This is a genomic window from Streptomyces sp. NPDC057445, from assembly GCF_042802855.1.
GTDB lineage: Bacteria > Actinomycetota > Actinomycetes > Streptomycetales > Streptomycetaceae > Streptomyces.
This window is the reverse complement of the sequence record NZ_JBHVDH010000027.1, coordinates 12,183-32,443: the sequence shown is the minus strand read 5'-3', so window position 1 is coordinate 32,443 and position 20,261 is coordinate 12,183. Positions and strand designations below refer to the sequence as shown.

18 protein-coding genes and 5 pseudogenes are annotated in these 20,261 nt (G+C 69.1%); 9 read left to right on the top strand and 14 right to left on the bottom strand.

Features of this window, described 5'->3' with window-relative positions:
• Positions 1-5 precede the first annotated feature (5 nt).
• Positions 6-933, top strand: a protein-coding gene (locus ACFU5O_RS33485; RefSeq protein ID WP_384246152.1) for an IS5 family transposase whose coding sequence is annotated in 2 segments (ribosomal slippage) — positions 6-341 and positions 343-933 — 927 coding nt in all. Because the reading frame shifts where the segments join, the coding sequence is not laid out codon by codon here.
• Between the two features lie 162 nt (positions 934-1,095).
• Positions 1,096-1,421 (top strand): annotated as a pseudogene (locus ACFU5O_RS33480) (Tn3 family transposase); the annotation flags it as partial.
• A 199-nt stretch (positions 1,422-1,620) separates the two neighbouring features.
• Here the strand turns inward: ACFU5O_RS33480 and ACFU5O_RS33475 are convergent.
• Entirely contained in the window at positions 1,621-2,460 is an 840-nt protein-coding gene (locus ACFU5O_RS33475; RefSeq protein ID WP_384246150.1) for an SDR family oxidoreductase, read from the bottom strand.
• Positions 2,461-2,551: 91 nt separating this feature from the next.
• On the opposite strand from ACFU5O_RS33475, the gene ACFU5O_RS33470 reads away from it, so the two are divergent.
• On the top strand, positions 2,552-2,923 hold the full coding sequence (locus ACFU5O_RS33470; RefSeq protein WP_384246148.1) for a winged helix-turn-helix transcriptional regulator: 372 nt from the start codon (positions 2,552-2,554) through the stop codon (positions 2,921-2,923).
• Here ACFU5O_RS33470 and ACFU5O_RS33465 read toward each other — a convergent pair.
• From ACFU5O_RS33465 to ACFU5O_RS33445, 5 genes are all read right to left on the bottom strand, one after another.
• Complete coding sequence (locus ACFU5O_RS33465) at positions 2,827-3,828, bottom strand: DUF4158 domain-containing protein (protein ID WP_384246146.1); 1,002 nt, start codon at positions 3,826-3,828, stop codon at positions 2,827-2,829. The genes ACFU5O_RS33470 and ACFU5O_RS33465 overlap by 97 nt on opposite strands.
• Before the next feature lie 234 nt (positions 3,829-4,062).
• Positions 4,063-5,097 (bottom strand): NAD(P)-dependent alcohol dehydrogenase, encoded by a 1,035-nt coding sequence (locus ACFU5O_RS33460; protein WP_384246144.1) that lies wholly within the window; start codon positions 5,095-5,097, stop codon positions 4,063-4,065.
• A gap of 21 nt (positions 5,098-5,118) precedes the next feature.
• Positions 5,119-6,342 carry a cytochrome P450 gene (locus ACFU5O_RS33455; protein ID WP_384246142.1) on the bottom strand — a complete coding sequence of 408 codons (1,224 nt, stop codon included), beginning with the start codon at positions 6,340-6,342 and terminating at the stop codon, positions 5,119-5,121.
• A gap of 55 nt (positions 6,343-6,397) precedes the next feature.
• Complete coding sequence (locus tag ACFU5O_RS33450; RefSeq protein WP_384246232.1) at positions 6,398-7,801, bottom strand: NAD(P)/FAD-dependent oxidoreductase; 1,404 nt, start codon at positions 7,799-7,801, stop codon at positions 6,398-6,400.
• Entirely contained in the window at positions 7,798-8,016 is a 219-nt protein-coding gene (locus ACFU5O_RS33445) for a ferredoxin (protein ID WP_384246140.1), read from the bottom strand. Before ACFU5O_RS33445 ends, ACFU5O_RS33450 begins: the two co-directional genes overlap by 4 nt.
• Before the next feature lie 485 nt (positions 8,017-8,501).
• Between ACFU5O_RS33445 and ACFU5O_RS33440 the strand changes: the two genes are divergently transcribed.
• Together ACFU5O_RS33440 and ACFU5O_RS33435 are read left to right on the top strand one after the other, a co-directional pair.
• A complete protein-coding gene (locus ACFU5O_RS33440; protein WP_384246138.1) occupies positions 8,502-8,702 on the top strand; it encodes a hypothetical protein in 201 nt (66 codons plus the stop codon).
• A 257-nt stretch (positions 8,703-8,959) separates the two neighbouring features.
• Positions 8,960-10,783 carry a glycoside hydrolase family 15 protein gene (locus ACFU5O_RS33435; protein ID WP_384246136.1) on the top strand — a complete coding sequence of 608 codons (1,824 nt, stop codon included), beginning with the start codon at positions 8,960-8,962 and terminating at the stop codon, positions 10,781-10,783.
• A gap of 136 nt (positions 10,784-10,919) precedes the next feature.
• Here the strand turns inward: ACFU5O_RS33435 and ACFU5O_RS33430 are convergent, their stop codons facing one another.
• Together ACFU5O_RS33430 and ACFU5O_RS33425 are read right to left on the bottom strand one after the other, a co-directional pair.
• Entirely contained in the window at positions 10,920-11,072 is a 153-nt protein-coding gene (locus ACFU5O_RS33430) for a hypothetical protein (RefSeq protein WP_384246238.1), read from the bottom strand.
• Between the two features lie 53 nt (positions 11,073-11,125).
• Positions 11,126-11,284 (bottom strand): annotated as a pseudogene (locus ACFU5O_RS33425) (transposase); the annotation flags it as partial.
• An 89-nt stretch (positions 11,285-11,373) separates the two neighbouring features.
• Between ACFU5O_RS33425 and ACFU5O_RS33420 the strand changes: the two are divergent.
• Positions 11,374-12,091 (top strand): annotated as a pseudogene (locus ACFU5O_RS33420) (IS630 family transposase); the annotation flags it as partial.
• A gap of 206 nt (positions 12,092-12,297) precedes the next feature.
• Here ACFU5O_RS33420 and ACFU5O_RS33415 read toward each other — a convergent pair.
• On the bottom strand, positions 12,298-12,960 hold the full coding sequence (locus ACFU5O_RS33415) for a response regulator transcription factor (protein ID WP_147977719.1): 663 nt from the start codon (positions 12,958-12,960) through the stop codon (positions 12,298-12,300).
• Positions 12,935-14,107, bottom strand: coding sequence for a sensor histidine kinase (locus ACFU5O_RS33410; protein ID WP_384246134.1), 1,173 nt, complete (start codon positions 14,105-14,107; stop codon positions 12,935-12,937). The genes ACFU5O_RS33415 and ACFU5O_RS33410 overlap by 26 nt, the downstream gene beginning before the upstream one ends.
• A 175-nt stretch (positions 14,108-14,282) precedes the next feature.
• On the opposite strand from ACFU5O_RS33410, the gene ACFU5O_RS33405 reads away from it, so the two are divergent.
• Positions 14,283-16,553: an MMPL family transporter gene (locus ACFU5O_RS33405; RefSeq protein ID WP_384246132.1), complete on the top strand. Its 2,271-nt coding sequence runs from the start codon at positions 14,283-14,285 to the stop codon at positions 16,551-16,553.
• Between the two features lie 36 nt (positions 16,554-16,589).
• Here ACFU5O_RS33405 and ACFU5O_RS33400 read toward each other — a convergent pair.
• The 3 genes and pseudogenes from ACFU5O_RS33400 to ACFU5O_RS33390 form a co-directional block, all read right to left on the bottom strand.
• Positions 16,590-17,260 (bottom strand): annotated as a pseudogene (locus tag ACFU5O_RS33400) (transposase); the annotation flags it as partial.
• A 107-nt stretch (positions 17,261-17,367) separates the two neighbouring features.
• Positions 17,368-17,572: pseudogene (locus ACFU5O_RS33395) on the bottom strand (DUF664 domain-containing protein); the annotation flags it as partial.
• A 65-nt stretch (positions 17,573-17,637) separates the two neighbouring features.
• Positions 17,638-18,375 (bottom strand): SDR family NAD(P)-dependent oxidoreductase, encoded by a 738-nt coding sequence (locus tag ACFU5O_RS33390; RefSeq protein ID WP_384246130.1) that lies wholly within the window; start codon positions 18,373-18,375, stop codon positions 17,638-17,640.
• 84 nt (positions 18,376-18,459) lie between these two features.
• Between ACFU5O_RS33390 and ACFU5O_RS33385 the strand changes: the two genes are divergently transcribed.
• On the top strand, positions 18,460-19,101 hold the full coding sequence (locus tag ACFU5O_RS33385) for a TetR/AcrR family transcriptional regulator (RefSeq protein ID WP_384246128.1): 642 nt from the start codon (positions 18,460-18,462) through the stop codon (positions 19,099-19,101).
• Positions 19,102-19,149: 48 nt separating this feature from the next.
• Positions 19,150-19,948, top strand: a protein-coding gene (locus ACFU5O_RS33380) for an IS5 family transposase (protein WP_384246231.1) whose coding sequence is annotated in 2 segments (ribosomal slippage) — positions 19,150-19,490 and positions 19,489-19,948 — 801 coding nt in all. Because the reading frame shifts where the segments join, the coding sequence is not laid out codon by codon here.
• Here ACFU5O_RS33380 and ACFU5O_RS33375 read toward each other — a convergent pair.
• Positions 19,920-20,255, bottom strand: a complete 336-nt coding sequence (locus tag ACFU5O_RS33375) for an ankyrin repeat domain-containing protein (RefSeq protein WP_384246126.1) — start codon at positions 20,253-20,255, stop codon at positions 19,920-19,922. The two genes, ACFU5O_RS33380 and ACFU5O_RS33375, sit on opposite strands and share 29 nt — an antisense overlap.
• Between the last annotated feature and the right edge of the window lie 6 nt (positions 20,256-20,261).

The following is a 20,261-nucleotide window of genomic DNA, read 5'->3' as shown; positions in this document are numbered from 1 at the left end:
CTACCATGGGGCGGGGCGATCTGAGTGATGCGGAGTGGGAACGGCTGCGGCCGTTCCTGCCGGTTGGCAACAGGCGTTGTGGCAGGTGGCGGGACCACAGGCAGGTGATCGACGGGATTCTGCACCGGGTCCGGATCGGAGTGCAGTGGCGTGATCTGCCCGAACGGTTCGGGCCATGGAAGACCGTCTATAAACGTCATCGGCTGTGGTCGGCCGACGGAACCTGGGAGCACCTGCTCCAGCAGGTTCAGGCCGCGGCGGAAGCGGCCGGTGAGATCGACTGGAACATCTCGGTCGACTCCACCATCGTGCGCGCGCATCAGCACGCCGCCGGCGCCCGCACGGACCCGCCCCCGGCGCCATAGGGGGCCGAACCGCCAGAACACCAGGACGAAAAGCGCCGTGGCAGAGTCTCCTCGCCCGGCTGGCGGAGGTGGTGCAGGAGGTGAGGGCCTTGGCCGCTCGCGCGGCGGGTTCACCACCAAGCTCCACCTGAGCGCGGACGGCCGCTGCCGCCCCCTATCCCTGATCGTTACCTCAGGTCAGCGGGCTGACTGCACGCAGTTCAAGCCGGTATTGGAGAACATCCGGGTCCCCCGAACCGGGCCGGGCAGGCCTCGCAGGAAACCTGACAGCCTGGCGGCCGACAAGGCCTACAGCAACGGCCCTTGCCGCGAGTACCTACGGCGCCGGGGCATCCGGCACACCATCCCGGAGATGACCGACAGCCAGGCCGCCCGCCTACGCAAGGGCTCACGAGGCGGGCGGCCACCCGGCTTCGACGAAGAGCCCTACAAGAAACGCAACACCATCGAACGGGCCATCAACCGGCTGAAACAACACCGGGCCGTGGCTAGCCGATACGACAAGCGCCGCTACGTCTACCTCGGCACCGCAACCGCCGCAGCACTCACCATCTGGCTACGAACATGATCGCCCGGACAAGTCCTGGCTATCCACGCGTCCCTCATCCAGGGAAATCAGCCGAGCGCGGGGCGAAATAGGCTCGGGATGGTTGGCGGAACGCACTCTCCGGGGAATCGGTCCGGCCATCCGTTGCCTCCGTACTACTGGACGCCGCGCGCGGCCTGATCACACTCACTGGGCAGAACCGAACGCATCTGCCACGGCAAGCGCGGGCAGATCATGCAGGCGTACCGGACGGGGCAGGAGGACCAGCTTGGCGCGCTCGGCCTGGTCCTGAACGCTGCCGTGCTGTGGACCACTCGCTATCTGGACGCCGCCGTTGAAACAGCTGCGGGCACTGCCCTCTGACCGGCGCGAGCACGACGTCCTGGACGAGGATGTCGCCCGGCTCTCCCGTTGCGGTGGGCCAACCTCACTGCCTGGGCCGCTACAGTTTCCGCGCCAGTGTCCCGGCCGGCGGATCGACCAAACCCAGCCGTCAGGCGACCGCACCGACGACACCGCCCTCCTGCTGCTGCGCATCGAACCGGACCCGCACACGAGGACCTGAATCCCGCCAGCGCCGGGGCCGGATAGCTACCTGCCCAGTTCGATGGAGGACGCCGCACCCGCGGCCGTCAACTTCGGGTCAGGTTCCTCGAGTCAGCATTGGATCGCCGAGCACGAAAGCAGTTCCAGCGGCGCTGACCAGTCTCAGCGGAACGCGGCGACATTGCGGGCGGCCCAGTCGGCGAAGGGGCGCGGGGCGCGGCCGAGGACCTGCTGGACGTCCGGGCTGACGCGCAGCTCGGCCGGGCTCGGGGAGCCGAGGATGTCCAGAGTGTCGTCGGCGAGCTCCGCCGGCATGCTCTGGGTCATGGCGGTCTTGGCCTCGTCGCGGGTGAGCTCGTGAAACCTCACTGGCGAGCCCAGCGCGGCGGCGATGGCCTCCGCCTGCTGGCGCGGAGTGATCACCTCCGGGCCGGTCAGCTCGTAGACGCCGCCGGTGTGCCGGTCATCCAGCAGGCAGGCTGCCGCGACCGCGGCGATGTCCGCCGGGTCGATGATCGGCACCCCGACGTTGCCGAAGGGCGCGGCGACGACCTGTTGCGCGCGGACGGACTCGGCCCACCACAGGGCGTTGGAGGCGAAGCCGCCCGGCCGCAGGATGGCCCACTCCAGGCCGGACTCCCGCAGCATGTCCTCCAGTGCGCGCATCGCGATCCGCGTTCGGCCGGAGGGCCTGGTCACCACGCCCAGCGTGGAGAGCAGGACGACCCGGCGGACTCCGCTGGCCGCAGCTTCGCTGATGATGTCGGCAGGGTTGGCTCCAGTGGCGTGCAGGTCGCCGGACAGCAGCAGGAACAGCGCCTTCGCCCCGGCCAGCGCGGGCTTGAGGCTGGCTGGCTTGGCCAGGTCGGCCGCCACGTGGCGGACGCCGTTCGGCACCGCCGCCGTGTGCCGCGACACTGCCATCACTTGCTGGCCCGCCTCGGCCAGCGCCTGCGTCAACGGCCGGCCGATATTCCCGGTAGCCCCGGTCACTACGATCATGATCAGCTCCTTGTCGGATGTCTCTGTGGCCTTCACACTAGGAGCGCGGGCTAACTTTTGGTAAGGACATACCTTGAGGTAAGCTCATGGCGTGGTGGAAGGCGCGCAGACCGGACAGGCCGAGGCGGGGAAGCGGTATGACGTGTTTCACACCGACTGCCCCGCGCGCGATGTGGTCGACCATGTGACCAGCAGGTGGGGCATCTGGGTGCTGATCTCGTTGCGGAGCAATGGCCTCCGGTTCTACGAGCTGCGCGAGAGCATCCAGGGCATCAGCGAGAAGATGCTCGCCCAGACCCTGAGGGCGCTGGTCCAGGACGGCCTGGTCTGGCGGGAGGTCGAGCCGACGACGCCGCCCCAGGTCACCTACGGGCTGACCGAGTTCGGCCGGGACGTCGGCGAGCCGCTGACGGAGCTGTTCGACCGGATCACACAGCGGCTGTCGCCGCGCAGCACGGGATAGCGTGGTAGCGGGTGGTGCACATCCGCGACGCGATGGACGACCTGCTGAGCCAGCACCCGCACCCGGGCCTTGTGAGCGAGGCAGGCCAGCAGCGCGATCCGCTTGATAGCCGCGTAGTCCCGCAGTTCGGAGGCGTCCGCCGCATCTGCTTCTCCGGCGAAGTCGCTAACCTCCGGCGACGCGACGCCGTCCACCCACACCGCGGTGTCGCCGAGCTTGTCCAGCCACTCCAGGTGCGTGAACAGGCGCTTGAAGTGCGACCAGCTCGGGCCCTGGGCGGTCTGCTTCAGCCGGTTGAACTGCGTCGTGCCGTCACTGTCGCGCTCTTCCAGCAGCCGCAGCATCCCCGACTGCTCGGCGAGGCTCATCCGGTCGTGGATGCCGCAGCAGATCGAGGCGTTCACCTCTGTGCGGATCGTGGAGGTCATCGTGTCGAAGGTGGAGAACGCCGGCAGTTCCAGCCCAGCCGCCACCACCTTCTCCAGCGCGATATAGATCAGATCCGCAGGGCGGTTCTTCGACGCGGCCTCCTTGGGGATCGCCGCCTCAGCGATCTGCCGAGCCTGGGACTGCTTGTACTTCGTCCCCACCCGCCGGCGTACCTCCGTACGCTGCCGCTCAGCGGTGCGGCCCGTCTCGTACAACGGGAGCGTGCCCTCCGGCAGCTCAACCGCACGACGGACGAAGTCGACCACCATCTCCGGATACTCATCCGGCTTCGGGAACCGCCCCATCCGCTGATAGGACTTCAGCGCCAGCAGCAACGCGAGCTGAAGCCCGTAGGAGTCCATCCGCTCAGCGGCCCACGCAGCCTCGTCCCGCGTCGACGCGAAGAAGAGATGCAGCTCATGCACGGTGACCAGCCGCTTGAACCGCGGGTACGCGGTCCGCTCGATCGAGGTCACAAGTCCCGCCCCGGGCCCAGAGAAGGGCGCCAAGATCAAGTACTGGCGGCTTTTGGGCTTACCTCGGCGCTACCCCTGCATGTGCACAGAGGGTGCGGCGTCCGGGGCCTGCTGGGGCGCCCCGCGGCGTAGAGCAGGGCCGTCGAGACCGGTCCGAGGACGCCCCGGCCCCGGCTGGAACAAGGCGTGGCGTAGCCCCCTGCCGTGGTGGCGCGGTCGCGTGGATGACGGTACTCACGCGTGGGGGGTGATGACGGCGCGTCCTTGGATCCTGCCGTCGTGCAGGAGCTGGTAGGCCTCGCCGGCGCGTTCCAAGGGGAAGTGCTCGACCAGCATCTTGATCTTTTGCTGCTGGGCAAGGGTGACCACTTCCATGAGTTCGGGGATGAAGCCCCAGTAGGGCGAGGCGACCGAGCACTCGTGCGGCGGGCTCAAGAAGTCGACGGGAAGCGCTCCGCCGCCGAGACCGACGATGGTCAGGTGGCCGAGCACCCGGGCCATCTGAGCGGCCATCCGCAGAGTCGGGTCTACGCCGACCATGTCCAGCACGAGCTGAGCGCCCTGCCCCCGCGTCATGTCCTTGATGCGCGTGACCGCCTCCTCGCCCGAAACCAGCGCCTCGTCCGCGCCCATGCGGTTGGCGATCTCCAGCTTGTCGGCGGCGGTGTCCACGGCGACGACGGTGGTCGCCGCGCTGAGCGCACGCAGAATCTGGATGGCCATCTGGCCCAGACCGCCCGCCCCGATCACCACCGCGGTCGAGCCCGGCCCCAGCAGGTGCAGCGACCGCTTGACGGCGTGATAGCTGGTCAGTCCCGCGTCGCTGAGCGGGGCGGCCTCGCGGGGATCGAGGGTGCCCAGCGGAAGCAGGAAGCGCGACGCCGGGACCAGCAGGTACTCAGCCATTCCGCCTTGGTGACCACCCAGGCCCCCGCCGAGACCGCCGGTCGTCTGGCAGTAGTTCTCCCGGCCCTCCCGGCAGTTGGCGCACAGCCCGCAGCCCCAGGGACCGTAGACGATCACCGGCTCTCCGGGCGCGAACCCGGTGACGCCCGGTCCCAGCGTCTCCACCCACCCCGCGTTCTCGTGGCCGATCGTGAAGGGGAGCCGCCCCACGCGCTCCGGGGGCGCCTCCATGAGATGCAGGTCCGAGTGGCAGGCGCCGGCCCCCCCGACCTTCACCAGGACCTGCCCCGGCCCGGGCTCGGGCACCGGTACCTCGCGCAGCTCCGCCGGCTTCTGCGGCTCGACGAATTGGAATGCTCTCATGGCTATCCATTGCTCGGGGGCTCAGTCGCGGATTCCGTCGATGTCGACCAGGAGGTGGCGCGGGCCGCGGAAGATCTGGTTGTGGCGGTACGGCGGTGGGTCCTCGACGAGCCGCGGGTTCTCCACGCGGCGGAAGAACTCGCTGACAGCGCTCTGGACCTCCAGCCGCGCAAGCGGGGCGCCGAAGCAGTAGTGGATGCCCTGGCTGTAGCCGACGTGCTCGTTGTCCGGTCGCTCGAGGTCGAGCTTGTCGGGGTTCTCGAACCGCTCCGGGTCGCGGTTCGCCGAGGCGTAGCACAGGAAGATCGTCGAGCCCGCCGGGATGGTGGTACCGGCGATCTCGATGTCGTCGAGGGCGGAGCGGGTGTGCCACAACTGGACCGACGACTCGAAGCGCAGCAGCTCCTCGATCCCGGGCACGATGAGCTCGGGCCGGCGGCGCAGTTTCTCGAGCTGGTCGGGGTGCCGCAGCAGGGACAGCACGCTGTGGGCGATCAGGTTGACCGTCGTCTCATGCCCGGCGAAGAGCAAGAGCATCGCATTGCTGACGAGCGACTCCTGAGGCAGGCGCCCCTCCGGGCCGTCGTCGTTGCCCATCCCCGACAACATGCCCGGGCCGGGCTGCTTGCGGTACTGGTCGAACAGGTCGGTCAGGAACTGCCTCATCTCGGCCACCTGAGCGGGAACCGCCGCTAGGCGGCGCTGCTGCTCCGGGTCGCTCGCCTCCGGGCCGAGGTCCAACCCGTCCAGGGCCGTCTCGATCCAGCCGTGGAAGCGCGGGATGGACTCCAGCGGCACGCCCAGGACCTTGCAGATGACGGTCACCGGCCCCGGGAAGGCGAACTCGTCGACGACGTCGATACGGGTCTTGCCCTTCATGTCGTCCAGGAGCTCGGCGAAGATGCGGCGGATCTCGGGCTCCCGGTCGGCGATCATGTGGGGACACTCGGGCGACGCGAAGTGCCGCATCATCCGGCGGCGATCCGCATCGTGCTCGGGCGGATCCTCGGTGATGATCGTCCCCTCGAAGGGGTCGACCCCCAGGATCGCCCCGGGGCGCTTCCTCGTATCCGAGCTGACCCGGTTGTCGTGGAGCAGCTGGACGACCTCTCGATAGGTGCTGACGACATAGCTGCCGTCCGCCTGCCGCGACACCGGCGTCTTCCGCAGTTCCTCGAAGAAGGGGTACGGATTGGCGCGGTTGGCGTTGCGGAGGGCCTGCTGCCAGGGAGTTTCCTCGGCCATGATGTTCTTCTTCCTGCTGGTGCTGTCCGGTGACGCGCTGGTCCAAAGGGGCGTGTCAGCGGCGTCGAGGCCGGAACTCGGCCCTCCGCTCGTTCGGGTCGTGGCCGGTCAAGACAACGTCGGGCAACTCCGTCGGGACGCCCGGTGCGGGGAACTCGGCCGGCATCGGGTTCATGTCGTCGGGCCGATCCCAGCCCGGCGGCGGGGGCGGGAACGGTGCCGATTGCTCGATCAGCCGCGCGTAGTGCTCCAGCCACCTGCCGTGATCGAAGGTGACCGCGGCGACGATGCGGCCCCGACGACCGTAGGCGGCGGCGAAGCGGCGCTCCTTGACCGACCCCTGCGTGAAGACGATCTCGTCGCCGTACGTCGGCACGCCGACAGACTTGATATTGACGCCGAACTGACCGGACCAGAAGCCGGGCAGCAACAGATGCGGATAGTAGTCGGGATCGAGGTTCACCATGTTGTGGGCCACGACCTCGGCACCGAGGACGGCATTGTCCCAGTGCTCCATCGCGAGGAACTGGTACTCGTACAGAACGTGGGGCGCGCGCGCCACGTCCCCCACCACGTAGACGGTGTCGGTCACCACGCCGTTGATGTCGAAGGCGCGACCGCCGGCGTCGCAGCCGATGCCCCAGAAGCCGGCCGCCAGCCCGGAGCCCTCCACCCATTCAACGTTGCGGATCGACCCGAGCGAGGCCACCACCACGTCAGCCTCGACAATGCTCCCGTCCGAGAGCCGAGCACGCCGCACGTGTCCGCTCGCGTCGCCCTCCAGTGACGACACGCCCATCCCGCAGCGCAGGTCCACGCCGTGGTCGCGCTGCATCTCCACGGCGACCTTCCCGATCACCCCCCCGAGCGCGCCGACCAGCGGCGCCGAGCCCCGCTCGGCGACGGTCACCGGGAGATCGAGTTCCCGGCAGACGGAGGCCATCTCCGAGCCGATGAACCCGGCGCCGATGATCAGGACCCGCGACGGCCGCGCGGCCAGCGCCTGTTGCAACTGTGCGGCGTCATCACGCGAGCGCAGCGTGTAGACCCCGTCCAGGGCGGCCTCGTCCGGGTTCGGCCACTGTCGCGCCCGGGTGCCGGTGGCAATGAGCAACCGGTCGTACGGGATCTGCTCGCCGTCGGCCAGGCGCACCTGCCTGGTGGCCCGGTCCAACCCGGTGGCGGCCACCCCGAGCCGCCACTGCGCATTCACTTCTCGCAGGCGGGGCAGCTTGGTGTGGTCGGCCGGCACCCAGCCTTTGAGCACCTGTTTGGACAGCGGAGGACGGTCGTAGGGCTCATGCGGCTCGTCCCCGATGATGGTCAGAGACCCGGTGAAGCCCTCCTCACGCAGGGCTTCGGCCGCCCGCAGTCCGGCCAGGGAGGCGCCGACGATGACGATCCGCCCGTTGGCCTTGAAGTCGCGCACCAGCTCTGCGACCGTTGCCGGCACGGTCATGACGTCGCGCTCCCCTCCGCGCCGTCCAAGCGGTCGATCACGATCGCCTGCACCGGACACGCCGCAGCGGCTCGCTCAACCTGCAGGCGCCGCTCGTCCTCGGGGTTCGGCTCGTAGGTGAGCGCCTCCGCACCACTCAATCTGAAGACCTCGTGCGCCAGAAACACGCACTGTGCATAACCCTGACACCGATTCAGGTCCACGACGATCCGCATGGGCAGACTCCTTCCTCGTCGCCTCCCGCATCACAGCGACCACCGGCGCGGTCATTCGGCTATGCGGGGATATCAGGCCTTCCGTCAGGTGACCCGTCCGGACAGCCCCCCATCACCCCGGCTTCACCCCGGCCGAAGGCCACCGGGCTGAGCGCCCGCAAGTTCGCTCTTGTTCGCGACGGCGCTCCCTTGCCGCGACGCATACCTCCGGTGAGCGGCACGGCCCGACGAGCGATCCACCCCCGATGGCATCGGCACCAAGATGCGCCCGGACATTCCACTACGTATAGGATTATTCGCCCCTCCCTCCATGACCACAACTCCGCTACCAGGGCGCATATGCTCCGTGCCGAACACGTCAGTCGGCAACGGACGGGCGTGCGCGGTAACCGTCGAAGTCGGCCGTCGCCACCAGCAGATCCGGCTCGGGACGACGTGCGCTCATCGAGCTTGGCCTCGTGCATCTCCAGGAACAGCGTTTGTCGATGGCGGCTGACGTGGCCGAGGAAATGCTCCGTCGCGTGGACGGGTCGATGGGGGACAGCATCCTCACGCTGTACCGCTCCGCCGTGACGGTGGGCGCGGACTGGGAACCGGGACTGGCGAACGTGTCCGCGCCGTCCCTGGTCCTCTGGGGGACGCTCGACCCGGCCTGCCTTGTCTCCGATGGGGCATGGGCTCGGTGATTTTGTGGAAGTGGTGGCCTGTTGTGCGTCGATCCCTGGGGAGGTCGCGGATGTCGTTGGCCGTCGGACTGCCGGAACAGCACGAACTCGCCGCGCACCGTCGAGTCGGACGCGCGCCCTGAGGCTGCGTGCCCGGTCAGTCACCCGCCCGGTCGTACCGCAGCACTGCCGCCGCACCGACCCCGCCTGGCCCGTCTGATGCCCCCTGCGATCGGGAAAGCCTCAAGGAGAGTCAGGAGCAAAGGGAGGCTGCTGCGATGTCCGGAACACCGACACAGCACAAGTCCGTCCGGTATCTGCCGATCGCTGAGCACGGCCTGATCGGGGATCTGCGTACGGTGGCCCTGGTAAGCACGGAAGGGACCATCGACTGGTACTGCTGCCCGTCCTTCGACTCCCCGAGTGTGTTCGCCGCCATCCTCGACGCGGACCGGGGCGGGGCGTTCGAGCTGTCCGCAGCCGTGCCGGCCGACACCAAACAGTTCTATTTGCCGGACACCAACGTGCTGATCACCCGGTTCTTCACCGAGGACGGCCTGGGCGAGATCCAGGACTTCATGCCGGTGACGGACGCCGGCGAAGCCGACCGCCACAGGCTGATCCGGCGGGTGGTGTGCGTCCGCGGGAAGATCCCGTTCCGGGCCAGGGTTGCCCCCCGTTTCGGCTACGGCGCCCATCCGCACACGGTGCGGATGCTGGACCGGACCGCCCTGTTCACCTCCGAGGCACTGTCCTTGACGCTGACCGCCACGGTGCCGCTGGGGTGCGACGAGCACGATGTGTGGACAGAGTTCGAACTCTCCCAGGGGGAGACGGCGGTCTTCGCCCTCGACCGGGTCAGCGGCGAGACCCCGCCGCGGGGGTGTCCGCACGCCGAGGCCGAGCGGACGTTCACTGCCACGGTCGCCTTCTGGCGGCGCTGGCTGCAGCAGTCCCGCTATCGCGGCCGATGGCGGGAGATGGTGCACCGCTCCGCCCTCACCCTCAAGCTGCTCACTTACGCCCCCACCGGCGCGATCGTGGCAGCCCCCACCACCAGCCTGCCCGAGCAGATCGGCGGCGGCCGCAACTGGGACTACCGCTATGTGTGGGTGCGCGACGCCGCGTTCGCCGTCTACGCCCTGCTCAGGCTCGGCTTCACCCAGGAGGCCAAGGCGTTCATGGGCTTTCTCATGCAGCACATCGATCGGCCCGAGGACGGACCGTCCGGGCCGCTGCAGATCATGTACGGTATCGACGGACGTTCCGAGCTGCCCGAACACGAGCTGCCCCACCTGGAGGGCTACCGGGGCTCGGCGCCCGTGCGGGTCGGCAACGACGCCGTCAACCAGCTGCAGCTGGACATCTACGGCGCCCTGCTCGACTCCGTGTACCTGTACGACAAGTGGTGTGAGCCCCTCCTCAGCGGCCAATGGCGTGGCGTGTGCGACGTGGTGGACTGGGTCTGCGAGCACTGGGACAAGCCCGACGAGGGCGTGTGGGAGACCCGCGGGGGGCGCAAGAAGTTCCTCTACTCCCGTCTGATGTGCTGGGTGGCCATCGACCGCGGCATCCGCATCGCCCTGCACCGCAGCCTGCCCGCCGAACTCGTCCGCTGGGGCCAGGTCCGCGACAGGATCTACTGGCGGATCATGGACAAGGGCTGGTCCCCCGCCCGGCAGGCGTTCGTCCAGTACGAGGGCGGCGACGTGCTGGATGCCGCGGTGCTGATGATGCCGCTGACCAAGTTCATCGCTCCCAACGACCCCGTATGGCTTTCCACCCTCGACGCCCTCGGCAACGAACTGGTCTCCGACTCCCTGGTCTGGCGCTACGACCCCGAGGCAAGCCCCGACGGCCTGGAAGGCGACGAAGGCACCTTCTCCATCTGCTCCTTCTGGTACGTCGAGGCCCTCACCCGCGCCGGGCGCCTGGACGAAGCCCGCCTGGCCTTCGAGAAGATGCTCACCTACGCCAACCATCTCGGCCTGTACGCCGAGGAGATCAGCCACACCGGAGAGCAACTCGGCAATTTCCCCCAGGCGTTCACCCACCTCGCCCTCATCAGCGCCGCCTTCAACCTCGACCGCGCGCTCGGCTGACAGCCGACCGGCCTGACGGCGTTCCCCGAACTACCTCGGCACGGCACGGCTGGTCGAGGACCCGCCCCTCCTACGCAGAACGCCATGCTCCGCGGACCCCGCCACCTGCCCGTCCAACTGTGAGGTCTGTCGTAGGTCAGGGCGTCGGTGAGCCGGTGCAGGCCAGCGTCGATGTCCTCGCCGCGTGCTGGTGAGCGCGAACGACGGTGGAGTCGATCTGAACCAGCCAGTCGATGTCACCGGCAGCGTCCGCCCGGGCCTGGATCTGCTGGAGGACGCGGGTGAACACGCCCTGCAGGGCGTACCGGCGGAAGCGGGTGTAGACCGATCTCCACGGCCGTAACGTTCGGGCAGGTCACGCCAGGTGATCCCGGTGCGGATCTTGTAGACCATGCCGTTGACGAGCCTACGGTCGTCCAAACGCGGACGTCCCATCACGGAGCCAGCTATGAGCGGGGCGAGTAACTCCCACTCCTCATCAGTGAGTTCATGTCGAACCACCACAGCATGATCCCACTTGCAAGATCACTTTGGAGACGGACCCTAGTCTTCTGAGTCAGGAATTCTGTTCATATGTATAGGCTTGTCTCATGGTGCGGACCGGGCGGCCGAAGGCCGAGTTAAGACTGTCGGATGAGGAACGGGCTGCACTGGAGGGGTGGGTGCGGCGTCGTTCCACGCCGCAGGCGTGGGCCTTGCGGTGCCGGATCATCCTGGCGTGCGCCGAGGGTGCCTCGAACAAGGATGTGGCGGCCCGGCTCGGTTCCACACCTCCTGCGGTGGGCCGTTGGCGGTCCGGTTCGTGCGGTACCGGATTTCCGGCCTGGGTGACATGCCGCGTCCGGGCGGACCCAGGACGGTGACGGATGAGCAGGTCGCCGCGGTGGTCACGAAGACACTGGAGTCCACACCGAAGAACGCAACACATTGGTCGACTCGGTCGATGGCTGACGAGATGGGCCTGTCGCAGTCGTCGGTGTCACGGATCTGGCGGGCGTTCGGCCTGCAGCCGCACCGGTCGGAGACCTTCAAACTGTCAACCGATCCCTACTTCGTCGACAAGGTGCACGACGTCGTGGGGTTGTATCTGGACCCGCCGAGCGAGCGTTGGTGTTCTGCGTGGATGAGAAATCGCAGATCCAGGCCCTGGACCGGTCCCAGCCCGTGCTGCCGATGATGCCCGGGGTTCCCGAGCGGGCGACCCACGACTACGTCCGCGCCGGTACCACCACACTGTTCGCCGCACCGGAGGTCGCTACCGGCAAAGTCATCGGCTCCCTGCACCGCCGACACCGCGCCGAGGAGTTCAAGACTGATCCAGATCATCGAGGCGTGCAGGTGGAGAGTGGCGAGGTAGCTGTCGGGAGTCTTGTCGTATCGGGTGTCTCACCGTCCCAGTTCCGGCCTCCTGGTACGTCACGCTCTGGGGCGGGTGAGGCACGTGGAGCCGACGTGAGCCGACCGGTGCACTGATGTCCGGGCGGGGATTCATGGGACATGGCCCGGCACCCGGCTCAGGTTCCGGGGAGGATACGGCGCGTTTCGTAGGCCCACATCGCGATCTCGACCCGGTTGCGGGCGCCGAGTTTGGCCATCAGGCTGGCCAGATGCGTCTTCACCGTGCTGAGGCTGATGTGCAGCGCGTCGGCGATCTCGGTGTTGGTCAGCCCGCGGGCGACGGCGAGGAGCACCTGCTCCTCGCGGGCGGTGACGGGTGAGACCGGCTGGGCCGCGGGCCGGCCGGCGGGCAGGTCCGCGAATGCCTGGAGCAGGCGGACGGTGACGCTGGGCGCGATGAGCGCCTCACCGTCGGACGCCGACCGTACGGCCTGCGCCAGAAGGTCCGGTCCCGTGTCCTTGAGGAGGAATCCGCGGGCGCCGGCACGCAGTGAGCCGTAGACGTACTCGTCGAGGTCGAACGTGGTGATGACGACCACGGCCAGCGGGTCGGCGACGCCCGGGCCGGCGACCAGCCGGGTGGCCTCGAGCCCGTCGAGTACGGGCATGCGGATGTCGAACAGGCAGACGTCGGGGCGTAGTTCGCGGGCCAGACGTACCGCTTCCCGCCCGTCGGCGGCCTCGCCGACCACCTCGATGCCGGGCTGGGCGTTCAGCATGATCCGCAACCCGGTGCGAATGATCGTCTGGTCGTCAGCGACGAGGACGCGAATGGACACCGCTCTCGCTCCTCGCTCTCGGCAGTTCGGCGTCGACATGCCAGCCCCGGTCGGTACCTGGGCCGGCTCGTAGTGTGCCGCCGAGCAGCGTCGCGCGCTCGCGCAATCCGGTAAGTCCGTATCCGTCGCGACCCCGGCCGGTGCGCCGGCCGTTGTCGCGCACGCTCACCCGTACCGTGTGCCGTTCCGCGGCGACCCGAACGACGAGCTCGGTCGCGTCGACCGCATGGCGCAGCGCGTTGGTCACCGACTCCTGCACGATCCGGTAGACGGCCGCGTCCACGGCCGGGGGCAGCGCGTCCAGTTCGCCGTCGAGCCCCAGGTCGATTCGGAGGCGACCACCCGGAGTGCGCACCAGGCGCTCCAGATCCGCGACTCCGGCAGGCGGCGCCAGCTCGGCGCCGACCCCGCGGTCGCGCAGCGCGGCGACCATGGCGCGCATTTCCTCCAGCGTGCGCGCCCCTTCCTCCTCGACCCCCTCCAGCGCCTCGACGGCGGCGGACGGGTCGGTGCCCGCGAGCACCCGGCCCGCCTGGGCGATGATCACCATGGCCGACACGTGGTGGGCCACCGTGTCGTGCAGTTCCCGGGCGAGCTGCTCGCGCTCGCGGGAGCGCACCTGCTCCAACTGCCGCTCGCGAGCGGTCACCCGGAACCGCACGGCAGCCCCGACCACGCCGGGCAGCAGCAGGAAGACGAAGCCCACGACATTTTCGACGACCGGGGTCTCGTCCGTGACGGAACACAGCGCGCCGGCCGCGAGGATCACCGCGCCGCCCAGCACGATCTCGCGTCCCGATCCCCACCGGGGCAGCGCGTACACCAGCACGAGCACGACCGCGCCGGTGTACAGGCCGACGGGCTCGCGCGGTGCGGCGACGAGCGAGGCCACCTGAAGCAGGATCACCGAGCCGAACGCCAGCGTCACCATCGCCAGCGGGCGGGTCCGGCGCCACAGGGGCAGCAGGCACAGCCATACGGCGAACACCACCGCCACCGGCCGCCACACGACGTTCTCGCGCAGGGTGGCCTCCAGCGCCACACCGGCAAGGCCCGCGGCGAGCAGCGCCCAGTCCCGCCGCACCCGGGCGGGCGCGTCGGGCGGCCGGGGTTCGGTCCACAGGGTTCGCAGGTCGTCTCGGAGCACGGTTCTCAGCCTAGGGACCGCGGCGTGCCGCGCATCGGCCGAAAGGACGGGTCGTCACTCCGCCCCGGGGCCGACGGATCCGCGGCCCGCGGGCCGATGCCGCGGAGCGCCGTGGCGACGAGCCTCGGCATCGGCGGCCGTACAAGGACGGCCGACGAGGTGGTTGGAGGACCCGATGCTCTCGAAAGCCCTGTTGCGCCTGGGCGCAAGCGCCGCCCGCCATCCCTGGCGGGTGATCGCGGCATGGCTGATCGCCGCCACGCTCGCCGTCCTCGCCGCCGTCGCCTTCGGCGGGCGGACTGCGGACTCGATGACCGCTCCGGGACTGGACTCCCGACGGGCCGCGGAACTGATCGAGCGGGCAGGCACCGGCCAGGAGGGGATGACCGCCCAAGTGGTCGTCACCCCCCTCGACGACGGTGCGACGTTCTTCGACGACGACGACGCGCGCGCCGCTCTCACGCGGCTGCGGGCCGAGGTGAAGCGGCTGCCGCACGTGCTCGGCACGAGCGACCCGGCGGGGGCGCTCGACGCGGGCGGGGACGCCGCCGTGCGCGGCGGCCTCGTTTCGGCCGACGGGCGGATCGCGGTCGTCCGGGTGCAGTATCCCGACCAGAGCCGGCTGTCGGCCGAAGACCTCGACGCCCTCGTCGATCTCGGCGACCGGCTGCGCGCCGAGCTGCCGCTGCGCATCGAGATGGGCGGGAACCTCTTCTACGCCTTCTCCGACCCCGACGGCGGCGCGAGCGAGCTGATCGGCCTCCTCGCCGCGGCCGCGATCCTGTTCCTGGCGTTCGGTTCGCTCGTCGCCGCCGCGCTGCCGATCGGCATGGCGGTCTTCGGGCTGACCGTCGGGGTCGCCACGATGACGGTACTGGCTGGGGTGACAGAGGTCCCGACCTTCGCACCGGTCCTGGGCAGCATGGTCGGGCTCGGAGTGGGCATCGACTACGCGCTGTTCGTGCTCGCCAGGCACCGGGAGTACCTCGCGTGCGGGCTCGATCCGCAGGCGGCGGCCGGACGAGCGGTGGCAACGGCGGGGCGGCCGGTGGTCTTCGCCGGCGGCACCGTCGTCGTATCGATCCTCGGACTGGCGGTCGCGAACGTACCGTTCATGACGGTGGGCGGGCTCGCCGTCTCGATCGTCGTTCTGACCATGGTGGTCGCGTCGGTGACGCTGCTGCCGGCCTTCCTCGGCGCCGCCGGCCCACGCCTGGCCCGGGCCGGCCGGATCGGCCGGGCTCTGCAGACCAGGAAGCTGGGCCGACTCGCACGGCGGCGGGACCCGGCGGCAGGCGCCGCCCACGCCGCCGGGTGGCGTCGCTGGATCGGGCACGTCAGCCGGCACCCGGTGCCGTACGCGGTCGGCGCGGCGGGGCTGCTGCTGACCGCGACGCTGCCCGTGCTCGGCCTGCGCGTCGGCCTGCCCGACGACGGCTCACTGCCCCACAGCCGTACCGAGCGCCGGGCCTACGACCTCGTCGCCGAGGGGTTCGGCCCGGGCACCAACGGTCCCCTCGTCATCGCCGCGGACCCCACCGGTGATCCGGGAGTGCTGGACCGACTCGTCGCAACGGTCGCGGCGGATCCGGGCATCGCATCCGTCGCGCCGACGCACATCGATCGGGCCACCGGCATCGCGACCCTCGTGGTGTTCCCGACCACCAGCCCTCAGGACAAGGCCACGGCCGACACCATCGCCCGGCTGCGCACCGACGTGCTGCCCACGGCGATCGGGCACGGCCCGGCCAGGGCCCACGTCGGCGGCGCCGCCGCGAGCCTGTCCGATGTGGGCCAACGCACCAGCCAACGCCTGCCGGTGTTCGTCGCCGCCGTGCTGGCGATGTCGTTCCTGCTGCTGATGCTGGTCTTCCGCTCGATACTCGTACCGCTCAAGGCGGTACTGCTGAATCTGCTGAGCATCGGCGCGGCCTACGGCATCATGGTCGCGGTCTTCCAGTGGGGCTGGGGAGGCGCACTCATCGGGCTGGAAGCGACGGTTCCGATCGTGTCGTTCATCCCGATGTTCCTCTTCGCCATCCTGTTCGGCCTGTCGATGGACTACGAGGTGTTCCTCCTCTCCCGTGTACGCGAGGAGTACCTGCGCACTGGCGACAACGGCACGGCGATCGTTGAGGGCGTCTCGCGCACCGCCCGGATCATCACCTCGGCCGCCCTCATCATGGTGGCGGTCTTCCTGTCCTTCGCCGTCGCCGAGGACCCCTCCACCAAAATGTTCGGGCTCGGCCTGGCCACCGCGATCTTCATCGACGCCACGGTCGTACGCATGGTGCTGGTACCGGCGACCATGACACTCCTCGGCCGGACCAACTGGTGGCTGCCGAAGTGGCTGGACTGGATGCTTCCCCGCGGCCCGGTCGGCACCGACGACACCGACGCGGAATCCACGGGTGAGGCCCCGCGTCCACGGCTGGTTGACCGTTGACTCAACTCCTGCCCGCCCTTGGCGTCCGGCACCTCAGCGCAGGTGGGCGCGGTTTCCGCGGGACGAGTACGCCTTGTCCCCGGCGACCGCGTCCGGCCGGATGCGGGGTCGGCCGACGGGCCCGCGTACCCGTACCTTCTTCAGGACGGGGATGAACTGCGGGCTGTCCGCTGCCTGGCCTGTGGTCAGGATGAACGCCAGCGGGCGGCACTTGCGGTCGGCGGCGAGGTGGACCTTGCTGGTCTGCCCGCCTCTGGAACGTCCGAGGAGGGCGGCCTTCAGCCGGAGTTTCCGCCGACGCCGGATGCGTCGTCGTTCTTCCAGCGCGGGATCACTTTCGGTCTCTTGCCCGTTTTGCTCTTCGAGGCCGCCCCCTTTGACCTGGCCTTCTCCTCCTCGGCCGCGGCTTTCTCCAGGGCGGTGACGACGTCCTCGTCGAGGTGCATCCCGGCCGCGTCGTGGTGGGCTCGAGCGGTGGTGGAGTCGATGCTGACCAGGGACAGGTCCACCTCACCCCGCTTCGCGGCTTCCGTGGTCAGGCCCTCCAGCAGGGCCTCGAAGACGCCGGCCTCACGCCACTGCCGGAAGCGGTTGTGGACGGTCGACCAGGCCCCGAACTCCGTCGGCATCTCCCGCCACTGCCCGCCCGTCTTGAACCGCCAGATCACGCCCTCGAACTTGCCGCATCGCTCGGGGTACGGGCCACTCCCAATCCGGATCGGTCAGTTGCACTCGCGTCACGTAAGACCGTCTATCGGACCGGACCGTGCCACGAAGGCACATCCCGCAAATTGATCACGACTCGATACACGCCCTAGTAGTACCCCTTCGCCCCGTCAAGCAGCTCCCTCACGATGTCCGCGTGCCCCGCGTGCCGTCCGGTCTCCTCAACGAGATGGATGAGCGGCCAGCGGAGGTTGGCGTTGCCGGAGCGGCAGTCGGGGTGGCGGCCGACGTCATCCCAAAGAGGCCGCGGCCACACCCTCGTTGCTTCGGGCACACTTGGCCTCGTACGACGCACACGCGCGGCCGGGAGTGCGCCCCATCGCTTCGAGGGAACCGGATGCGCACCACCGGCCGTCGTTCAGGCCCGTGTGTAGCCGCCATCGGCGAAGAGTTCGGCGCCGGTGACGAACGACGAGGCGTCCGAAGCCAGGAAGAGGGCGGCCTCAGCGATTTCCTCGGCGTCGGCCAGCCGCCCCAGTGGCACGACAGCCTCGGCGAACTGGTCGACGTCCGGCCCCGCGGCGCCCAGCAGGCCAGGGGTCCGCGTGGGTCCCGGGCTGAGCACGTTGACCCGGAATCGGCGCTCCCGCGACTGCCGGGCCCAGTTGTGCACGAGGTTGCTCAGCGCCGCCTTCGAGGCGCTGTAGACCTCCAGTTGCTCATTGGGCCGCACGCTGTTGCTCGAGCCGACGACCAGAATGGAGGCGTTCTCCGCCAGCAGCGGAAGCGCCTTCTGAACGGTGAACAGCGGGCCCTTGACGTTGACGGCGAGCGTCAGGTCGACGTTCGCCTCGGTGTGGGAGCCGAGCGCGGCGTCCGCGACGATTCCCGCGTTGGCCACCAGCACGTCGATGCGTCCGGTTTCCTCGCGGACTCGCGCGTAGAGCGCGTCCAGGTCGGCCAGGACCGAGACGTCGGATCGTACGCCGGTGGCCGCAGGACCCATCTCCTTGACTGCCGCTTCGAGACGGTCGATATCCCGGCCGGTCACGAAGACCCGTGCGCCCTCCCGGACGAAGCGGTGGGCGATGGCCAGCCCGATCCCGCTGGTCCCTCCGGTGATCACGGCCACCTTCTCCTGCAGCACGCCTGACATGTCGAACCCCTTCAGTTGTGGAATGGATCGTCCATAACGTAGGCAGTAATGGACGATCGAGTCAAGAATGGATAGGCTGAGACCATGCCGAGACCACGCGCATTCGACGAACGCCAAGTCCTGGAGCGGGCCCGGGAACAGTTCTGGGCGACCGGCTATGCAGGAACCCGGATGGACGACATCGCCCAGGCGACCGGCCTGGGCAAGGGCAGCCTGTACGGCGCATTCGGCGACAAGGGCAAGCTGTTCCACCGTGTGTTTGGCGACTGGTGCACCGCAGTCGTTGAGGTGGCCGAAGGGCGGCTTGCAGGTGGCCCGGACTCAGAGGCATTGGCCCGGCTGTCGGGATACGTGCACCTAATGGCGGAGAATACCGCCTTTGACACCGAGCGCCGCGGGTGCCTGTTGGCCAAGGGCGCGGCGGAACTGGCCCAGCACGATCCGACGGTCGCCGGACGGTCGGCCGAGACCATGACGGCACTGCTAACCCTGCTGCGGACGGAGATCAGCGCCGCCCAGCGCCACGGCGACATCGATAGCGCTGCGGATCCGGAGCGGTTGGCGGCACTGCTGCTGACGGTGGTCCGCGGTATCGAGGCGGTAGGCAAGGCCGGCCTGCATCCGGAGACGCTGCGGAACATTGCAGACACCGCACTGGCGGTCCTGCCCATGCCCGAGGGGCAGAAACGCCTCGCAACCGGGCGCAGTCCGGCCCGCGAGAACTAAGAAGTCATCTCATTTGGCTGCCTCGGTAGGCTGTGGGTCGTGGTACGAATCGTTGAGCGGCTGGTGCCGGACGAATTGTGGGAGTTGTTCCAGAGGGTGGTGCCGGAGGCGCCTTCGCGGCCTCAGGGCGGTGGACGCCGTCGGCATGGCGACCGTGAGGTGCTGGCCGCGATCGTGTTCGTGGCCACGTCGGGCTGCACGTGGCAGCAGTTGCCCGCTGCGTCGTTTGGTCCGTCGGGGGCGACGGCTCACCGCCGTTTTGCCGAGTGGTCGAAGGCTAGGGTGTGGGCCAAGCTCCATCGCCTGGTCCTCGACGAGCTCGGCTCCCGCGGCGAGTTGGACTGGTCCCGCTGCGCGATCGACTCGGTGAACATGCGGGCCCTGAAAGGGGGGCCTGACAGGCCCGAATCCTGTCGACCGGGGTAAGTACGGATCGAAGATCCATTTGATCACCGAGCGGACGGGTCTGCCCCTGTCCGTCGGAATCTCGGGTGCGAACCTGCACGACAGCCAGGCACTGATCCCGCTGGTGAAGGGCATACCTCCGGTCCGTTCCCGCCGCGGGCGGCGGCGACGCAGGCCGGACAAGCTCCACGCAGACAAGGGCTACGACTACTCTCACCTGCGCCGCTGGTTACGAGGGCGTGGCATCAAGCACCGCATCGCCCGCAAGGGAACCGAGACCTCGCAGCGGCTTGGCCGCCACCGCTGGACCATTGAGCGAACCATGTCGTGGCTCGCCGGCTGCCGCCGCCTCCACCGCCGCTATGAGCGCAAGGCCGAGCACTTCCTCGCCTTCACGAGCATCGCCTGCACCCTTATCTGTTTTCGGCGGCTCGTCTGCTGATGTGGGCCTGCAGCAGTTTCACGGCCAAGTCGTGGCCGTAGTGATCGGCCATGTCCATGGGGGTGCGACCGTCTGGGTCTGCGAGCTCCGGATCGGCCCCGAAGGCCAGCAACACGGCCGTGGTGTGCACAGTCAACGGCTGCCCGCTCTGCAGGGAGCCATCACCCTCGGCGTCGATTGCGTGCGTCAGCAGCGTCATGTTGCTGAAGACCTCGTCGGGATCGGACCCAGCGGCTAGCAACCGGGCCAGGGCCTCAGCATCCTCCTGCTCGACCGCCTGATGCGCGGGTGTCCAGTAGTCGCTCACCACGAC